Origin of the sequence: Salinibacter pepae, assembly GCF_947077775.1 — a bacterium.
Lineage (GTDB): Bacteria > Bacteroidota > Rhodothermia > Rhodothermales > Salinibacteraceae > Salinibacter > Salinibacter pepae.
This window is the reverse complement of sequence record NZ_CAMTTE010000001.1, coordinates 1,288,791-1,301,911: the sequence shown is the minus strand read 5'-3', so window position 1 is coordinate 1,301,911 and position 13,121 is coordinate 1,288,791. Positions and strand designations below refer to the sequence as shown.

The following is a 13,121-nucleotide window of genomic DNA, read 5'->3' as shown; positions in this document are numbered from 1 at the left end:
GGGCCGGCCGTCGCCTCATTGGAACGGTCCTCTTCCAGAGGAGGAATCCCGGGGGCACGCGCTTCGGGACACGCACCCCACTCTTGTGCACCACCCTGCTCCATGGCTGAAGACGAACCAAGCACATTCCGGGCGTCGATGCGCCGGGTGCCGTCGCCCGTTGTCGTGGTGACGGCCCGAGGGGCCCAGGAAGCGCGCGGCATCACGATTGGGTCCTTTTCGAGCGTCGCGCTCGATCCGCCGCTCGTGAGTTTCAACGTGGGCCGCGACGCGAGCATGTTCGAGGTGATGGAGCACTGCGATCGGTTCGCGGTGCACGTGCTGGGCGAAAACCAGGCGCACCTCGCAGAGCAGTTTGCCATTCCCGGCCTGAGCGGGGCCGAGCAGTTTGAGGCGGTGCCCCACGAGCGGGACGCCCACGGCACGCCGATTCTTGAGGGCGGGTCGGGCGTTCTCCACTGCCGCCCGCACGATTCAATTCCGGCCGGCGATCATTGCCTGTACGTCGGGCGCGTGGTGGAGGTGGAGGAGCGCTCCGACCAGGGGGCGGTCTTGTACTACAAGAGCGACTACCGGGGCGTGGGCAAGGAGCTCCCGTCCACCCGGTTGGCCCCTGTAAAGCGCGCGTCCAACGACTCGTCCTGAGCCCCCGCCCCGAAGAATGCGAAGTCGTAGCGGGTGGGGTCCGACGCGCAGAAGTGCCGGCAGATGGCCGTGAGGCGCCGAACCGCCGTCCAGTCGTTGCTTTTCCGCTCCAGCAGGCCGAGCGCCCGCGCCTGGCGCCCCACGTGCACGTCGACCGGCAGCATCAGGTCGGACGAGTCCAGGGCCGACCACACGTTGAGGTCGACGGGGCCCGGCCGCACCATCCACCGGAGGTACATGTTGAGCCGCTTGCAGGCGCTCCCCGCCTCGGGCCGGGCCAGGTGCTTGCGGAGGCGTTGTGGGGTGTCGTCGTCGATCGTGAGCAGGGTCGTGCTCACGCCCTGGAGCATTGCCGCTACGGGGGAACCGTCCGGGTCGTCGGGACGGTGCGCCGCGAACAGGCCCTCGACGGTCTCGTGTCGGTCGAGGGCGGTGCTCAGGTTGGCGGTCAGCCAGACCGCGTCGATGGGCTGGAAGGTGCGGTGGACAAATCCATCGAGTGCCTCCGCGTCGGTGGCCGGGTCAAACGTTCGCACGAAACGGGAGGGGGCGTGGCCCATCCGTTCGCACAACTCCTCAAGCTTGCGAAGCATCACGTCGCGCCGCCCCCAGGCCAGCAGCGCCGCGTAGAGCCCGATCACCTCCTGGTCGCGGGGGGCGTCGAAGGCGTGGGGAATGGAAATTGGATCGTCGTCGATGAAGGCGGGGCGCTCGTACCGGTCGACGAGCGTGTCGAGGTACTCCTGGAGGGCGTCGAGGGTGGCCACGTGGGGGCAGAACTCGTTCGGGAATGGCGCGCCGTACCCGGACGGGCACTGTGGAGGTGCGTTCCTGACGGCCGCTCCGTGGCCCGGGTGGCCCTCTCCTTCTGGAAAACTTTGTGTTTACACGGGCCGTTGCGCCCCGACGTATTGCCATTCCCGTCGCCAGACGGCTTATTTGTGGCACCCTATAGAAACGTGCCCAAACCCAACTTGTCTCTGCCATGGCCGACGACGAACACCTGCTCGACTTCGAGAAGCCCCTCGTCGAGCTTGAGGACAAGCTTACCGAGATGCGGGAGCTCAACGCGGAGACACAGGACGACCTCTCCAACGAGATTGAAGCGTTGGAAGAGCGGGTGGAGCAGCTCCGGACCTCCATCTACCGCAACCTCACGCGGTGGCAGCGGGTGCAGATTGCGCGCCACCCGCAGCGCCCCTACACGCTGGATCACATCGAGGCGCTGACGGACGACTTTACGGAGCTGCGTGGGGACCGGAAGTTTGGCGACGACCGATCCATTGTGGGGGGGCTGGCGCAGTTTGCGGGGAGCCGGTTTGGCTACCGCGACCGCACCGTGATGATCATGGGGCACCAGAAGGGGCGCGACACGAAGGAGCGGAAGTACCGGCGCTTCGGCATGCCCAACCCGGAGGGGTACCGCAAGGCGGAGCGGCTGATGAAGATGGCCGCCAAGTTTGAAAAGCCGGTCGTCGTGCTCCTCGACACGCCCGGCGCGTACCCGGGCATGGGGGCCGAGGAGCGCGGGCAGGCCGAGGCCATCGCGCACAACCTCTTCGAGATGGCGCGCCTGGAGACGCCGGTCGTGATCGTCGTCATCGGCGAAGGGGCGTCCGGGGGGGCCCTGGGCGTCGGGCTGGGCGACCGCATCCTGATGCTCGAAAACGCGTGGTACTCGGTGATTGCGCCGGAGAGCTGCTCGCAGATCCTCTGGCGCTCGTGGGACCACAAGGAGGACGCAGCGCAGGCGCTCAAGCTCACGGCCACAGACCTGACGGAGGTCGGCATCGTCGACGAAATTGTGCCCGAGCCCGTGGGCGGGGCGCACCGCGATCCGCAGCGGACCTACCAGGCCGTCGGGGCGGCCGTGGCCGACGCCCTCGACGAGCTTGAGGGCCTTGATCCGCAGGCGCTGCTCGACCGGCGGCTCGAAAAGTTCGACGCCCTGGGCGCCTACGAATCAGCCGAGCCCATGACCGCCTCCGCGTAGCCCGCTGTCTTCCCTCCACGGCGCACTCAGGTCCGGCCATGGCCTACACGTACTCGCATGCCCACCGCGTCCGGTACCGGGAATGTGACCCGATGGGCGTGGTCTACCACACGCACTACCTCGATTACTTCGAAGTGGCCCGGACGGAAGCCCTGCGCCACGCCGGGGTCCGCTACCGAGACCTTGAGGCGAACGGCATCATCATGCCGGTCGTGCACGTGGAGGTCGACTACCACGGCCCGGCCCACTACGACGACCCGCTCGTCGTGGACGCGCACTTCAAACAGATGCCCACGGTCCGAGTCCCCATCGACTACACGGTGTATCGGGAGGGAGACGACGACGCGCTTGTCACCGGGCACACCACGCTCTGCTTCACGGACGCGGAGGCGCGGCGTCCCACCTCGCCACCCGAGGCGGTCCACGAGGCCTTCGCCCCGCTTCTCGAAGAGTAGTGCTGGGGAGCGCGGGGACCACGAAGGTCCTCGTTTCCCCGGCGGTCGGATCCATGACGGTGCCGGGGAAGAGAATCGTGCCGGAGTGGTGCTCGCGGATGGCGACGACGACAGGCCGGTCTACGGTGAGGGAGAGGGGCGCAGCAGATATGCCCCCGACTCCCAGCGATGTTGCCGCACTCGCCTCCGTTCCCTCCCCGTCGACCTGGAGGACGGTCTTGTGGTTCATCGAAAGGTCCTCACGGCCCCAGAGGGCGTTGCGAGGGCCGCTTCCATGGCCGAGCGGCGCCCCGCCGAACGTCACCCCAGGGGCCATCGACACGCTGATCGGCGAGAGAAAGACGTTCTTGGGCGCCCCCTCCGTGTCCACGGTGCTCCGGAGAAGCGTCAGCGGTGTCCGCCGGGCCGGTCGAGTCGCAGCCGAGCCTGAAGAGCACGAGGATCCCCGCGGCCATGAGTCGGCGAACGAGGGCGGAAAAATGCGAGTGCGGGAAAATATAGGGGGAAAGTGGATGGCGTGGCGGAGGAGGGGGCTTCGGGGCTGAGGGAGGCGCTGTGTCGGTCCGACCCAGGGGGGCAGTGCCCGCGAGTGTCGACCCACGCCCAAGCCCGCGGGCGGCTCGTTGACGGATTGCCCTGGCAGTGTCTACCTTTCGGGTGCCCCGTGGCTTGCCCCGGTGGCCAGATTCTGCCCCGCTCGTTTCACTCTCGCCCGCACACATGGCCACGTTCCTGTTCCACGACCGCTATCTCGACTACCATTTCGGCCCCCAGCATCCCTTCAGCCCCGTCCGCCAAGAGATGACGACGGACCTTTTGGAGGCGCTCGGGGCGCCCGTGGAGCCGGTGGCGCCCCCGGTGGCGACCCGCGAAGAGGTGCGGCAGGTCCACGGCGAGCAGTTCGTGGAGAAGGTCGAGGCCGCGTCGGATGGCACGCCGCCCCCGGAGGCCCGCGCCTTCGGCCTCAACACGGGGGACGTGCCGGTCTTCGAGGGCATGGACGCCGCGGCCCGTGGCCTCGTGGGCGGGACGCTCCACGGGGCGCGGCTGATTGCCGACGGGGACGCGACCCGCGTGCTCCAGTTCGGGGGCGGGCTCCATCACGCGCACCGGGCCCGGGCCTCCGGGTTTTGCGTGTACAACGACCTGTCGGTCGCCATCCACGCGCTTCGCGCGCAGGGGCTCCGCGTCGCCTACGTGGATGTGGACGTGCACCACGGGGATGGCGTCCAGCACCTGCACGACGACGATCCTGGGGTGCTCACGGTTAGCCTCCACGAGACGGGCCGCGCCCTCTTCCCGGGCACCGGACACGTCGAAGAGATTGGCAAGGGGGCCGGCCGGGGCTTCTCGCTGAACGTTCCGCTGGCCCCGCACACCGAGCCGGACAGCTACCTGGACGCCTTCGAGCACGTGGTGCCCCACGCCCTGCAGCACTTCCAGCCGGACGTGATCGTCGCGCAGTGCGGGGCCGACGCCCACTTCAACGACCCCCTGGCCGACCTTCTTCTCACGACGCAGGCCTACGGTACGATTTTTCGCCGCCTCCTTGCCCTCGCCGACGACCACGCCGGGGGGCGCCTGCTCTGCACCCTCGGCGGGGGATACCAGCTCGACACGGTGTCACGAGTCTGGGCGCTTCTCGCGCTGCTCGTTCTGGGCGGCGAGCTGCCGGACACCCTCCCCCACGACTACCGGGAACGGTGGGAGGCACGCCTCGACGCTTCCCTGACGCCGACCCTTCACGACCCCGAGCGAACGTTCGACGTGGCCCGTCAGTCCTCCATCGAGACGCAGAACCGACGCACGAGCGAACAGGCCCTGGAACAGGTGGCGTCGCATTGGCACCACGCCTAGCGGGTGTGGGCCGGTGCGGGACGGTAAATGAGGAGGTCTGGGCAAAGACGGGCACAGCGGCGGAGCCCGCGGATTCCGTGGAGGCCGCATAAAAAGTGACGAGGCGACGTTACGTCCTCTTCGCTCCGTATGTCTACCTGGCAGGAAATACGTAAGACGCAGCGCGTCCGACGTTCGGCGCCACGGTCGTCCGTTCTCCAGTTCAGGCTCACCTATGGCCATGAACGCACGCAGATCGATCCTCGGGGCCGCCGCCGGTATTCTGCTGCTCGCGCCCGCACCGGTGCTTGAGGCGCCCGGTTCCGTAGAGGCGCCGCAGGAGGCGACGGCGCCCAGTCCGGATGCGTGTGTCGCCTCCCCCACCGACCGCCGGGGTTCGGTCAATGCCCTGAGTGCCGCGTTTGCCCCAGCAGAGGGACCGTCCAGCGACACCGTAGCGGTGGCCCCGCCCCCGAATCTGGAGGGGCCCACCCTGTGGCTGGCCCGGGCCATCTACTCGGAGACGAAGCTGCCCCACGAGCAGGAGCTGGTCGCCTGGGTGGTGCGCAACCGCGTGGAGACCGCCTACCGGGGCCGCCGCACCTACCGGGCGGTCGTGCTGGATCCCTACCAGTTTAGCGCCTTCAACCCCGGGGCCGCGAAGCGGGCCCGCTACCTGCGGCTCCAGCCGGAGGCCCCGCTCCCGCGGTGGCGGCAGGCCCTCTGGGTGGCCCGCTACGTGCGGCACGCCGAGGGGCGGGCCTACCGTCCGTTTCCGGTCGAGACGCGGCATTTCTACAGCGAGCGGTCGATGCGGGGGCGGGCGGTGCCCTACTGGGCGGAGCGGGGGGGCTTTGTGGCGCCGGACCCCGGCCGGTACGCGGTCGAGGAGCGGCGCTTCCGGTTCTTTAAACAGGCGTCGTAGTCCCGCAGGCCCTCCTCACACGCTGTACTGGTCGGGCAGGTCGTTTTCGTAAAGCACCACGTCGCCCGGTCCCAATCTCCGTTCGAGAATTTCTTGGGCCTCGGCGAGGGAGTCGACGACCATGATCCGCTCCGCCGGAGCCCCGCCCTCCGAGAGCCCCGCCTGGATTGGGGCCGTTTGTTCCTCTCCGACCAGGACCACGAGGTCGAGGTCGTGCTGCGCGAGAACGGCGCCGAAGTCCTTGTTTTCCGTCCACTGCCGGTCCCCAAGCTCCACCATCCCCGGCGTTACGATCACGCGCTTTCCACCGTCCATTTCGCTCAGAATCTCGACGGCATTCCGGGCCCCGACGGGGTTCGAGTTGAAGGCATCGTCGATGATCGTGACGTCGCCCTGGCTCCGAAGCTGGAGGCGATGCTCGATGGGCTGGACGCGCCGGACCGCGTGGGCCATCTGACGGAGCCGAAGCCCCATCGACCGCCCCACGGCGACGGCCAGAAGCACGTTGAGCACGTTGTGGCGGCCCAGCAGCTGGGTCTCGAACGCCACCGTAGTGCCTGTGTTGTCCGTCACGTCGAAGGCGGTGCCGCCGGTGTCGTACCGGATGTCGCCGGCGGTGATGTCGGCGTCGGGGTGCCCCTCGGTCGAGATCCGCCAGACCGGGCCGGCAGCGCGCTCGGCCATGGCGGCCACGCGCTCGTCGTCCACGTTCAGGACCGCGGGCCCGTCGGGGGCCGTCCGCTCCACGAGCATGCCCTTCTCCGCCGCGATGCGGTCCTGGGAGCCCATGGTTTCGAGGTGGGCCACCCCTATGGTGGTCACGACCGACGCGTCCGGCTCGGCAATGTCGCAGAGCGCATCCATGTCGCCGGGGTAGCGAATGCCGTACTCCAGTACCAGCACCTGGTGCTCGGGCTTTAGGTGCTCGTTGACGGCGAGGCAGAGCCCCATGGGGGTGTTGTAGGAGCTCGGCGTGGCGTACACGTTGTACTTCTGTCGGAGGAGCTCGGCGACGATAAATTTCGTGCTCGTCTTGCCGTACGAGCCCGTAATGCCGATCACGGAGAGGTCCGAGCGCGTTTGGAGGCGGCGCCGGGCCTGTCGCTTGAAGCCCCGCTGGATGGCCGTTTCGATGGGGTGCATGAGGGCGGCGCCCAGGGCCACCCACAGGGGCGCCCCGAGGTCGGCCGCGAGGAAGCCGCCCAGGTACCACAGCACGCCCGTCGGGGACCCAAGGGTCCACCCGTACAGGCCCCCGGAGGCGACAGGGAGCAGGGCCAGCAGGGCCGTGGGGATGGCGAGGCGCACCATGCGGTCCGTGAACGCGAGGGGTTTTTTCTCCTGGTCGCTCCGGTAGCGGCGGGACGAAATGAATGCCATCGGCCACATCAGGAGGACGGCGAGCGCACCCCAGCTCGGGGCGGCGACGGAGGCGACGAGCCCACCTCCTGCGAGTGCGGCGGCCCCCACGCCGTGGGAGGGACGCACGATCAGCGACGGCACGTGGCCGGCCAGCCAGCGCCCGTACCGGCCAAACTTATACGTCTCCAGCTGGAAGATGTGGAGGAAAAACCGGATCCGGCGTCCGGCCCGCCACCCGGCGAACAGGGTGGCGACGACGCCGAAAAAAATGAGCGCGCTCGTCATGCTGCCGAAGACGGATGGAAAGGTCGATTCGGCCCGCAGATGCGTCGGGGCCCGATGGGGCTTCTCAACATCAACATCAAGCGCGTGCCGCGTCCGTGCAAGGCGCGCCGGCCGCGGGCCTACGAGTTCTCCAGGAAATGACGGAGCCCGGCCTGGACCGTGTCCGGCCGGTCGAGGTGCCCGAAGTGGCCGGCGCCGTCGAGCTCCACGAGCCCGCAGTCATCGATCTTCGAGGTCATCACCTCCATCTGCCGCCGTGAAACCGCCTCGTCCTCGGTGCCCCAGAACAGGAGGGTCGGGACCTGAATGCGCACCAGTTCCTCGTCGAGGTGGTCGTTCACGGTCTTGACGAACGTCTCGCGCATGACGCCGTCCTGGGCGTTGTAGTCGGCGGAGCCGAGCAGGCGCCAGGCGAGCGAATGGCGGAGCCAGTCCTCGGCCGGGGCCTGGAGGGGGGACGGAAGGGCCTGCACGGGGGCCTTCAGGGCCGTGGCCAGCCCCGACCGCAGGTGGTAGGCCCATGCCCGTTCGGGCGCAACCCCGGAGGGGCTGACGAGCGCGAGCCGGTCGATGGCGGCCGCGTGCGCCGGCGTACCGGCCATGTACAGCGCGATGCGTCCGCCGTTCGAGTGCCCCACTACCGTGACGCTCGACTGAATCTCCGTTCGGACGTAGTCGTGGAGCAACTGTGCGTGCTCAGCAACCCCCCAGGGCTCAGGGGGTGGGGGGGAAGCGCCGTGTCCCGGCAGGTCTATGGCGTGCGTCCAGTAGGCGTCCGTGAGGGCCCGGGTGAGGGGGCGTAGGTCCTGTAGGCTCCGTCCCCAGCCGTGCAGCAGAAGGACCGGGGGATTCTCGGGGCGTCCCCGAACCTCGACGTTCAAATTGGAATCCGTCACAAAAACCCCGAACGTCGGATGAAGAGAGCAGCGATGCAGTCCTCCGGGAAACCATCTGTATATGGCGGCGTTCCGGCTTCTGAATGCCACTCTGTCTTCTGGCTTCCTGCCAAGTCTCCTCCCGCGTTCGGTCCCTCACAGATCGAAGGCAGCGGGAATGATTCTCACCAGCGTGGAGATGCGCTACGTCCTCACGTCGATTCACAGGTGCTGACGGGCACTGGTCCCTGTGCGCAAGTCGTGTCGGCCTGAGAAGGGCATCGAGGAGCGAAAGGACACTCGCTCCCGACCCCATGGCTGAAGACGCACGATCGACTGTACGGGCGCCGCGGGAAGGCCGTCGTGGACAGGGGACATCCGTTTCGGTGTTGGTCCCACTGCTGACTTCCAACCTTGCAATTCAGCAGGACGACGTCGAGCATCCCCCCTTCTGGGGGTTCTCACCAGGTCTTTTTGCGAAGGGCGTGCCCGCGTGCCGAGCCAGCGCTCGGTTCCCGCGGCAGGGATGGGCCTCTTGAGATTGAACCGTCTCCTCGTGTGCCCTGAGACGGAAAGGCCACTGAGTCCGTGGGACGCCTGGCGTTCAGGGGCGGCACGTTGTCGCCTCTGCATTGCGTATTGGCAGGCACGCTCCGTTGGAGCGGGGCTTGTCGGCTTCATCACTCATCGAAGAATCGACTATGTCAGAAAACGACAACGAATCATTTCGGAGGCTCCTCGAGCTCATCGGCGAAAAGAAGTACGGCTTCATGCGCGAGCTGCGGCCGGACCTGCCGAAGGACGAGGACGATCCCTTCATGCCGCCACCGCTCATTGGCAAGTTTAATCTCCGCGATGGGGTAATCATTGAGGGCGACCTGAAGCCGGGCCGGAAAGGGGGCATGCAGGTGGGTTGGATCGACTCCGTGATGGGCCTTCCCCCCGAAGAGTGGGCGCAACTCAAGGACTTTGACCAGGGGGCGAGTGTATACCCGGACGAGAAGTTGGACCTGATTACCGGCACCGACGACGAGTCGATGCGGGTGCTGGATCTTGTTGCCCCCCTCGGCAAGGGGCAGCGCGCCCTGATCGTGTCGCCGCCCCGGGCCGGAAAGACGGTTTTGCTGAAGGACATCGCCGCGGGCGTCACGGAAAACCACCCGGAGGTTGAACTCGTCTCGTTGCTGGTGGACGAACGCCCCGAGGAGGTCACCGACTTCCGCCGGACGACGGAGGCCCAGGTGTTTGCCTCCTCCAACGACCGTGGTGAGGACAACCACGTGCGGGTCTCGACCCTGGCGATGGAGCACGCCAAGCGGCTCGTCGAGACGGGCAAGGATGTCGTGGTTCTGCTCGACTCCCTCACCCGTCTCGGGCGGACCTTCAACCTGTGGGTCGACGGCAGCGGCCGCACGCTGTCCGGCGGCCTGGACGCGGAGGCGCTCAAGGTGCCGCGCCAGATCTTCGGGTCGGCGCGCAACATTGAGGGCGGCGGCTCGCTGACGATCATCGCTACCGCGCTGGTCGACACCGGAAGCCGGATGGACGAGGTCATCTTCGAGGAGTTCAAGGGCACCGGCAACTCCGAGATCGTGCTCGACCGGGAGATGGCCGACAAACGCATCTTCCCGGCCGTCAACCTCCGCGAGAGCGGGACCCGGAACGAGGAGCGCCTCCTCGGCGAGGTGCGGCGCAAGAAGCACAACCAGCTGTTTCGGGCGCTCAACTCGCGGGCCCCAATCGAGGCGATGCAGGCCCTGCTTCGGCACCTGCGCAACAGCCCGTCCAATGCGCACCTGCTGAACGAGCTCGTCCCCGAGTAGATGGAACGAGCGCCGGCGGGCCCGAAGAAGCAAGATCGGTCCGCCGGCACGGGCAGAACGCGTTATGGACATCGGGGAGAACGTGTCTGGGGGACACGTGGCCTTTCTCCCTGTTTTCCCGCTCCGCGATGCCCTCCGATTCTGCGTTCGACGCCTCCGACGAAGCCCCGTCGTCCCCCGAAGGGTCGGAAGAGCCGGCCCTGCTCTACCGCGTCCCGATCCACGAATGGGACGAGTCCGACCAGCCGCGCGAGAAGCTGCTGACGCACGGGCCTACCGTTCTTTCCGACGCGGAAGTGCTGGCCCTTCTGCTTGGGTCTGGCACCCGCACCAGCGACGGACCCGTCTCCGCCGTCGAGCTCGGCCGCGCCCTGCTCCAGTCGTACGGCTCGCTGCACGAGGTCTCGCAGCGCAAGCCGAAGGAGCTGACCCGCATGCGGGGCGTGGGGCCGGCCAAGGCCACCAAGCTGGCCGCCGCGTTTGAGGCCGGGCGTCGCGTCGAGTCGCAGCGGCAGGAGGACGAGCGAATGCAGGTCACCTGCCCCGCCGACGTGGCGGATGTCTACGGCCCGCTCCTGCGCGACCTGGACAAGGAGGTGTTCAAGGTCGTCCACCTCAACACGGCCAACGTCATCATCGGGGACTATACCGTCAGCGAAGGCGGCCTCTCGTCGAGTGTCGTGGAGCCGCGGGGGGTCTTCGAGCAGGCGATTCTCGACGACGCGGCTGCGGTCATCTGTCTCCACAACCACCCCTCCGGCAACCCCGAGCCCAGCCGTGAGGACATCCGGATCACCCGGCAGCTCGCAGAGGCCGGCGGCACGATGGGGATTCCGGTGCACGACCACCTCATCATCGCCGGCACCGAGCACACATCTCTGGCCGAACGCGGCGTGATTGACTAGAGGCCATTTTTTATTTCGTCATTTCGGCATTGCGTCATGTAAAAAATGAGCAAATGGAAAAATGAGAAATGAGCAAATGACCTCGGAAGAACTGGAGGATCGCCTAATCGACTTTGCGGTACGGATTGGAAAGGTGGCGGATGCACTACCGGACACACGGCTGGGCCAGCATATTGCGGGTCAACTCGTGCGCAGCGGTACATCGCCGGCGCCAAACTACTCGGAAGGCTGTGCCGCGGAGAGCCGCCGCGATTTTGCCCACAAGCTGAGCATCAGTCTGAAAGAGCTGCGCGAGACCAAGACGTGGCTTCGGCTCATCCGGAAAGCCGACCTGCTCCCCGCCCAGCGCCTCCACGCCATCACCGCCGAAACGGACCAGCTTTGCGCCATCCTCTCCCAGTCCGTCCACACCGCGAAAGAAAAGATCCGCGGCCGATAGCGGAACGCCGCACCAATGCTCAATGAACAATGAGGCGGTCCCGTTGCATCCAGCAGAAGCGGTTGATACCTTTCGGCGCTGATCCTCCAGCGTTCCTGTGATTCATTACCGTTCCCCGATTCCATGAGCGACGACCTGTTCGACACCATCGTTTCCCTCTCCAAGCAGCGCGGCTTCATCGTCCAGTCGTCCGAGATCTACGGTGGCCTGAGCGCGACGTACGACTACGGCCCGATGGGGGTGGAGCTGAAGCGCAACGTGAAGGAGAAGTGGTGGCAGTCGATGGTGTACCAGAACGACGACATCGTGGGGCTGGACGCCTCCATCATGATGCACCCGAAGACGTGGGACGCGTCGGGCCACACGGAGGCGTTCAACGATCCGCTCATTGACGACAAGGCCTCCGGGAATCGCTACCGCGCCGACGAACTGATCGAGGACTACATCCGGGCCCTCCGGGAGGAGGGCGAAGAGGCGCACGCCGAGGCGGTCCGCGAGCGGCTGGTGGAGGCGCTCAACGCGGGGGAGGAGATGAACGACCGGCTCCACGACATCGTTATGGACGAGGAGATCCCGGCCCCCGAGTCCGGTGCGTTCGACTGGACGGACGTGCGCCAGTTCAACCTCATGTTCGAGACGGAGATGGGACCGGTGGACGGGCAGACGGTCTTCCTGCGGCCCGAGACGGCCCAGGGCATCTTCGTCAACTTCCACAACGCCCGGGAGCCGGCCCGCCTGCACGTGCCGTTCGGCGTGGCGCAGATTGGCAAGGCGTTCCGCAATGAGATCGTGGCCCGGCAGTTCGTCTTCCGCATGCGGGAGTTCGAGCAGATGGAGATGCAGTACTTCGTGAAGCCGGGCACCGAGCTCGACTGGTACGAGCAGTGGAAGGAGCGCCGGATGGCGTGGCACGAGAGCCTCGGCATCGACCCGTCGAACCTCCGCTTCCACGAGCACGACCAGCTCTCGCACTACGCCAACGCGGCGGTCGACATCCAGTACGACTTCCCGATCGGCTGGAAGGAGCTGGAGGGCATCCACTCCCGGACCGACTACGACCTGAGCCGGCACGAGGAGTACTCCGGCAAGAAGATGTCGTACTACGACCCGTGGGAGGAGGAGCGCTACACGCCGTACGTCGTAGAGACCTCCACGGGCCTCGACCGGACGCTCTTCATGGTGCTCTGTGACGCGTACTACGAGGAGGAGGTGAAGGGGGATACGCGTTCGGTGCTGCAGTTCCACCCCGAGGTGGCGCCCGTCCGCGCCGGCATCTTCCCGCTCACGGACAAGGAGGGCCTGCCGGACATTGCCCGCGACATCGAGGCCGACCTGAACCAGCACTTCAACGTCCGCTACGACGACCGCGGCTCGATGGGCAAGCGCTACCGCCGGCAGGACGAGGCGGGCACGCCCTTCTGCATCACCGTCGACTTCGACACGCTCGACGACCAGACGGTGACGGTCCGCGACCGCGACACAATGGAGCAGGACCGCGTGGCGATCGACCAGCTTGCCACCTACATCTTCGATCAGACGGCCAACTGGGAGGCGTCGTCGTAGGGCGCGGAGGCACGG

13 protein-coding genes are annotated in these 13,121 nt (G+C 67.1%); 9 read left to right on the top strand and 4 right to left on the bottom strand.

Annotated features, from left to right (window positions below; all coding sequences use genetic code 11):
- Nucleotides 1–102 precede the first annotated feature (102 nt).
- Nucleotides 103–645 carry a flavin reductase family protein gene (locus tag OJA40_RS05400; protein ID WP_263810085.1) on the top strand — a complete coding sequence of 181 codons (543 nt, stop codon included), beginning with the start codon at nucleotides 103–105 and terminating at the stop codon, nucleotides 643–645.
- Here OJA40_RS05400 and OJA40_RS05395 read toward each other — a convergent pair.
- A complete protein-coding gene (locus OJA40_RS05395) occupies nucleotides 570–1,412 on the bottom strand; it encodes a TIGR02757 family protein (protein WP_263792251.1) in 843 nt (280 codons plus the stop codon). The two genes, OJA40_RS05400 and OJA40_RS05395, sit on opposite strands and share 76 nt — an antisense overlap.
- A gap of 218 nt (nucleotides 1,413–1,630) precedes the next feature.
- Here OJA40_RS05395 and OJA40_RS05390 point away from each other — a divergent pair, with 218 nt between their 5' ends.
- Both OJA40_RS05390 and OJA40_RS05385 read left to right on the top strand, forming a co-directional pair.
- Nucleotides 1,631–2,638, top strand: coding sequence for an acetyl-CoA carboxylase carboxyltransferase subunit alpha (locus OJA40_RS05390; protein WP_263792250.1), 1,008 nt, complete (start codon nucleotides 1,631–1,633; stop codon nucleotides 2,636–2,638).
- A 38-nt stretch (nucleotides 2,639–2,676) separates the two neighbouring features.
- Entirely contained in the window at nucleotides 2,677–3,093 is a 417-nt protein-coding gene (locus OJA40_RS05385) for an acyl-CoA thioesterase (RefSeq protein ID WP_251941948.1), read from the top strand.
- Here the strand turns inward: OJA40_RS05385 and OJA40_RS15565 are convergent.
- Nucleotides 3,014–3,322: a serpin family protein gene (locus OJA40_RS15565; protein ID WP_263811011.1), complete on the bottom strand. Its 309-nt coding sequence runs from the start codon at nucleotides 3,320–3,322 to the stop codon at nucleotides 3,014–3,016. The two genes, OJA40_RS05385 and OJA40_RS15565, sit on opposite strands and share 80 nt — an antisense overlap.
- A gap of 491 nt (nucleotides 3,323–3,813) precedes the next feature.
- On the opposite strand from OJA40_RS15565, the gene OJA40_RS05375 reads away from it, so the two are divergent.
- Complete coding sequence (locus tag OJA40_RS05375; protein ID WP_263810084.1) at nucleotides 3,814–4,950, top strand: acetoin utilization protein AcuC; 1,137 nt, start codon at nucleotides 3,814–3,816, stop codon at nucleotides 4,948–4,950.
- A 220-nt stretch (nucleotides 4,951–5,170) separates the two neighbouring features.
- Nucleotides 5,171–5,854, top strand: a complete 684-nt coding sequence (locus OJA40_RS05370) for a cell wall hydrolase (protein ID WP_263810083.1) — start codon at nucleotides 5,171–5,173, stop codon at nucleotides 5,852–5,854.
- A 15-nt stretch (nucleotides 5,855–5,869) separates the two neighbouring features.
- Here OJA40_RS05370 and OJA40_RS05365 read toward each other — a convergent pair whose 3' ends face one another.
- On the bottom strand, nucleotides 5,870–7,501 hold the full coding sequence (locus OJA40_RS05365) for a UDP-N-acetylmuramoyl-tripeptide--D-alanyl-D-alanine ligase (RefSeq protein ID WP_208426208.1): 1,632 nt from the start codon (nucleotides 7,499–7,501) through the stop codon (nucleotides 5,870–5,872).
- Between the two features lie 119 nt (nucleotides 7,502–7,620).
- Complete coding sequence (locus tag OJA40_RS05360) at nucleotides 7,621–8,397, bottom strand: alpha/beta fold hydrolase (RefSeq protein WP_208426207.1); 777 nt, start codon at nucleotides 8,395–8,397, stop codon at nucleotides 7,621–7,623.
- A 680-nt stretch (nucleotides 8,398–9,077) separates the two neighbouring features.
- On the opposite strand from OJA40_RS05360, the gene rho reads away from it, so the two are divergent.
- The 4 genes from rho to OJA40_RS05340 all read left to right on the top strand — a co-directional run bounded on the left by rho (nucleotide 9,078) and on the right by OJA40_RS05340 (nucleotide 13,106).
- Nucleotides 9,078–10,199 (top strand): transcription termination factor Rho, encoded by a 1,122-nt coding sequence (gene rho / locus OJA40_RS05355; protein WP_263789851.1) that lies wholly within the window; start codon nucleotides 9,078–9,080, stop codon nucleotides 10,197–10,199.
- Nucleotides 10,200–10,327: 128 nt separating this feature from the next.
- Nucleotides 10,328–11,104, top strand: a complete 777-nt coding sequence (gene radC / locus OJA40_RS05350; protein WP_208426205.1) for a RadC family protein — start codon at nucleotides 10,328–10,330, stop codon at nucleotides 11,102–11,104.
- Between the two features lie 76 nt (nucleotides 11,105–11,180).
- Nucleotides 11,181–11,543 carry a four helix bundle protein gene (locus tag OJA40_RS05345; protein ID WP_263808599.1) on the top strand — a complete coding sequence of 121 codons (363 nt, stop codon included), beginning with the start codon at nucleotides 11,181–11,183 and terminating at the stop codon, nucleotides 11,541–11,543.
- 123 nt (nucleotides 11,544–11,666) lie between these two features.
- Nucleotides 11,667–13,106, top strand: a complete 1,440-nt coding sequence (locus tag OJA40_RS05340; RefSeq protein WP_208426203.1) for a glycine--tRNA ligase — start codon at nucleotides 11,667–11,669, stop codon at nucleotides 13,104–13,106.
- Nucleotides 13,107–13,121 lie beyond the last annotated feature (15 nt).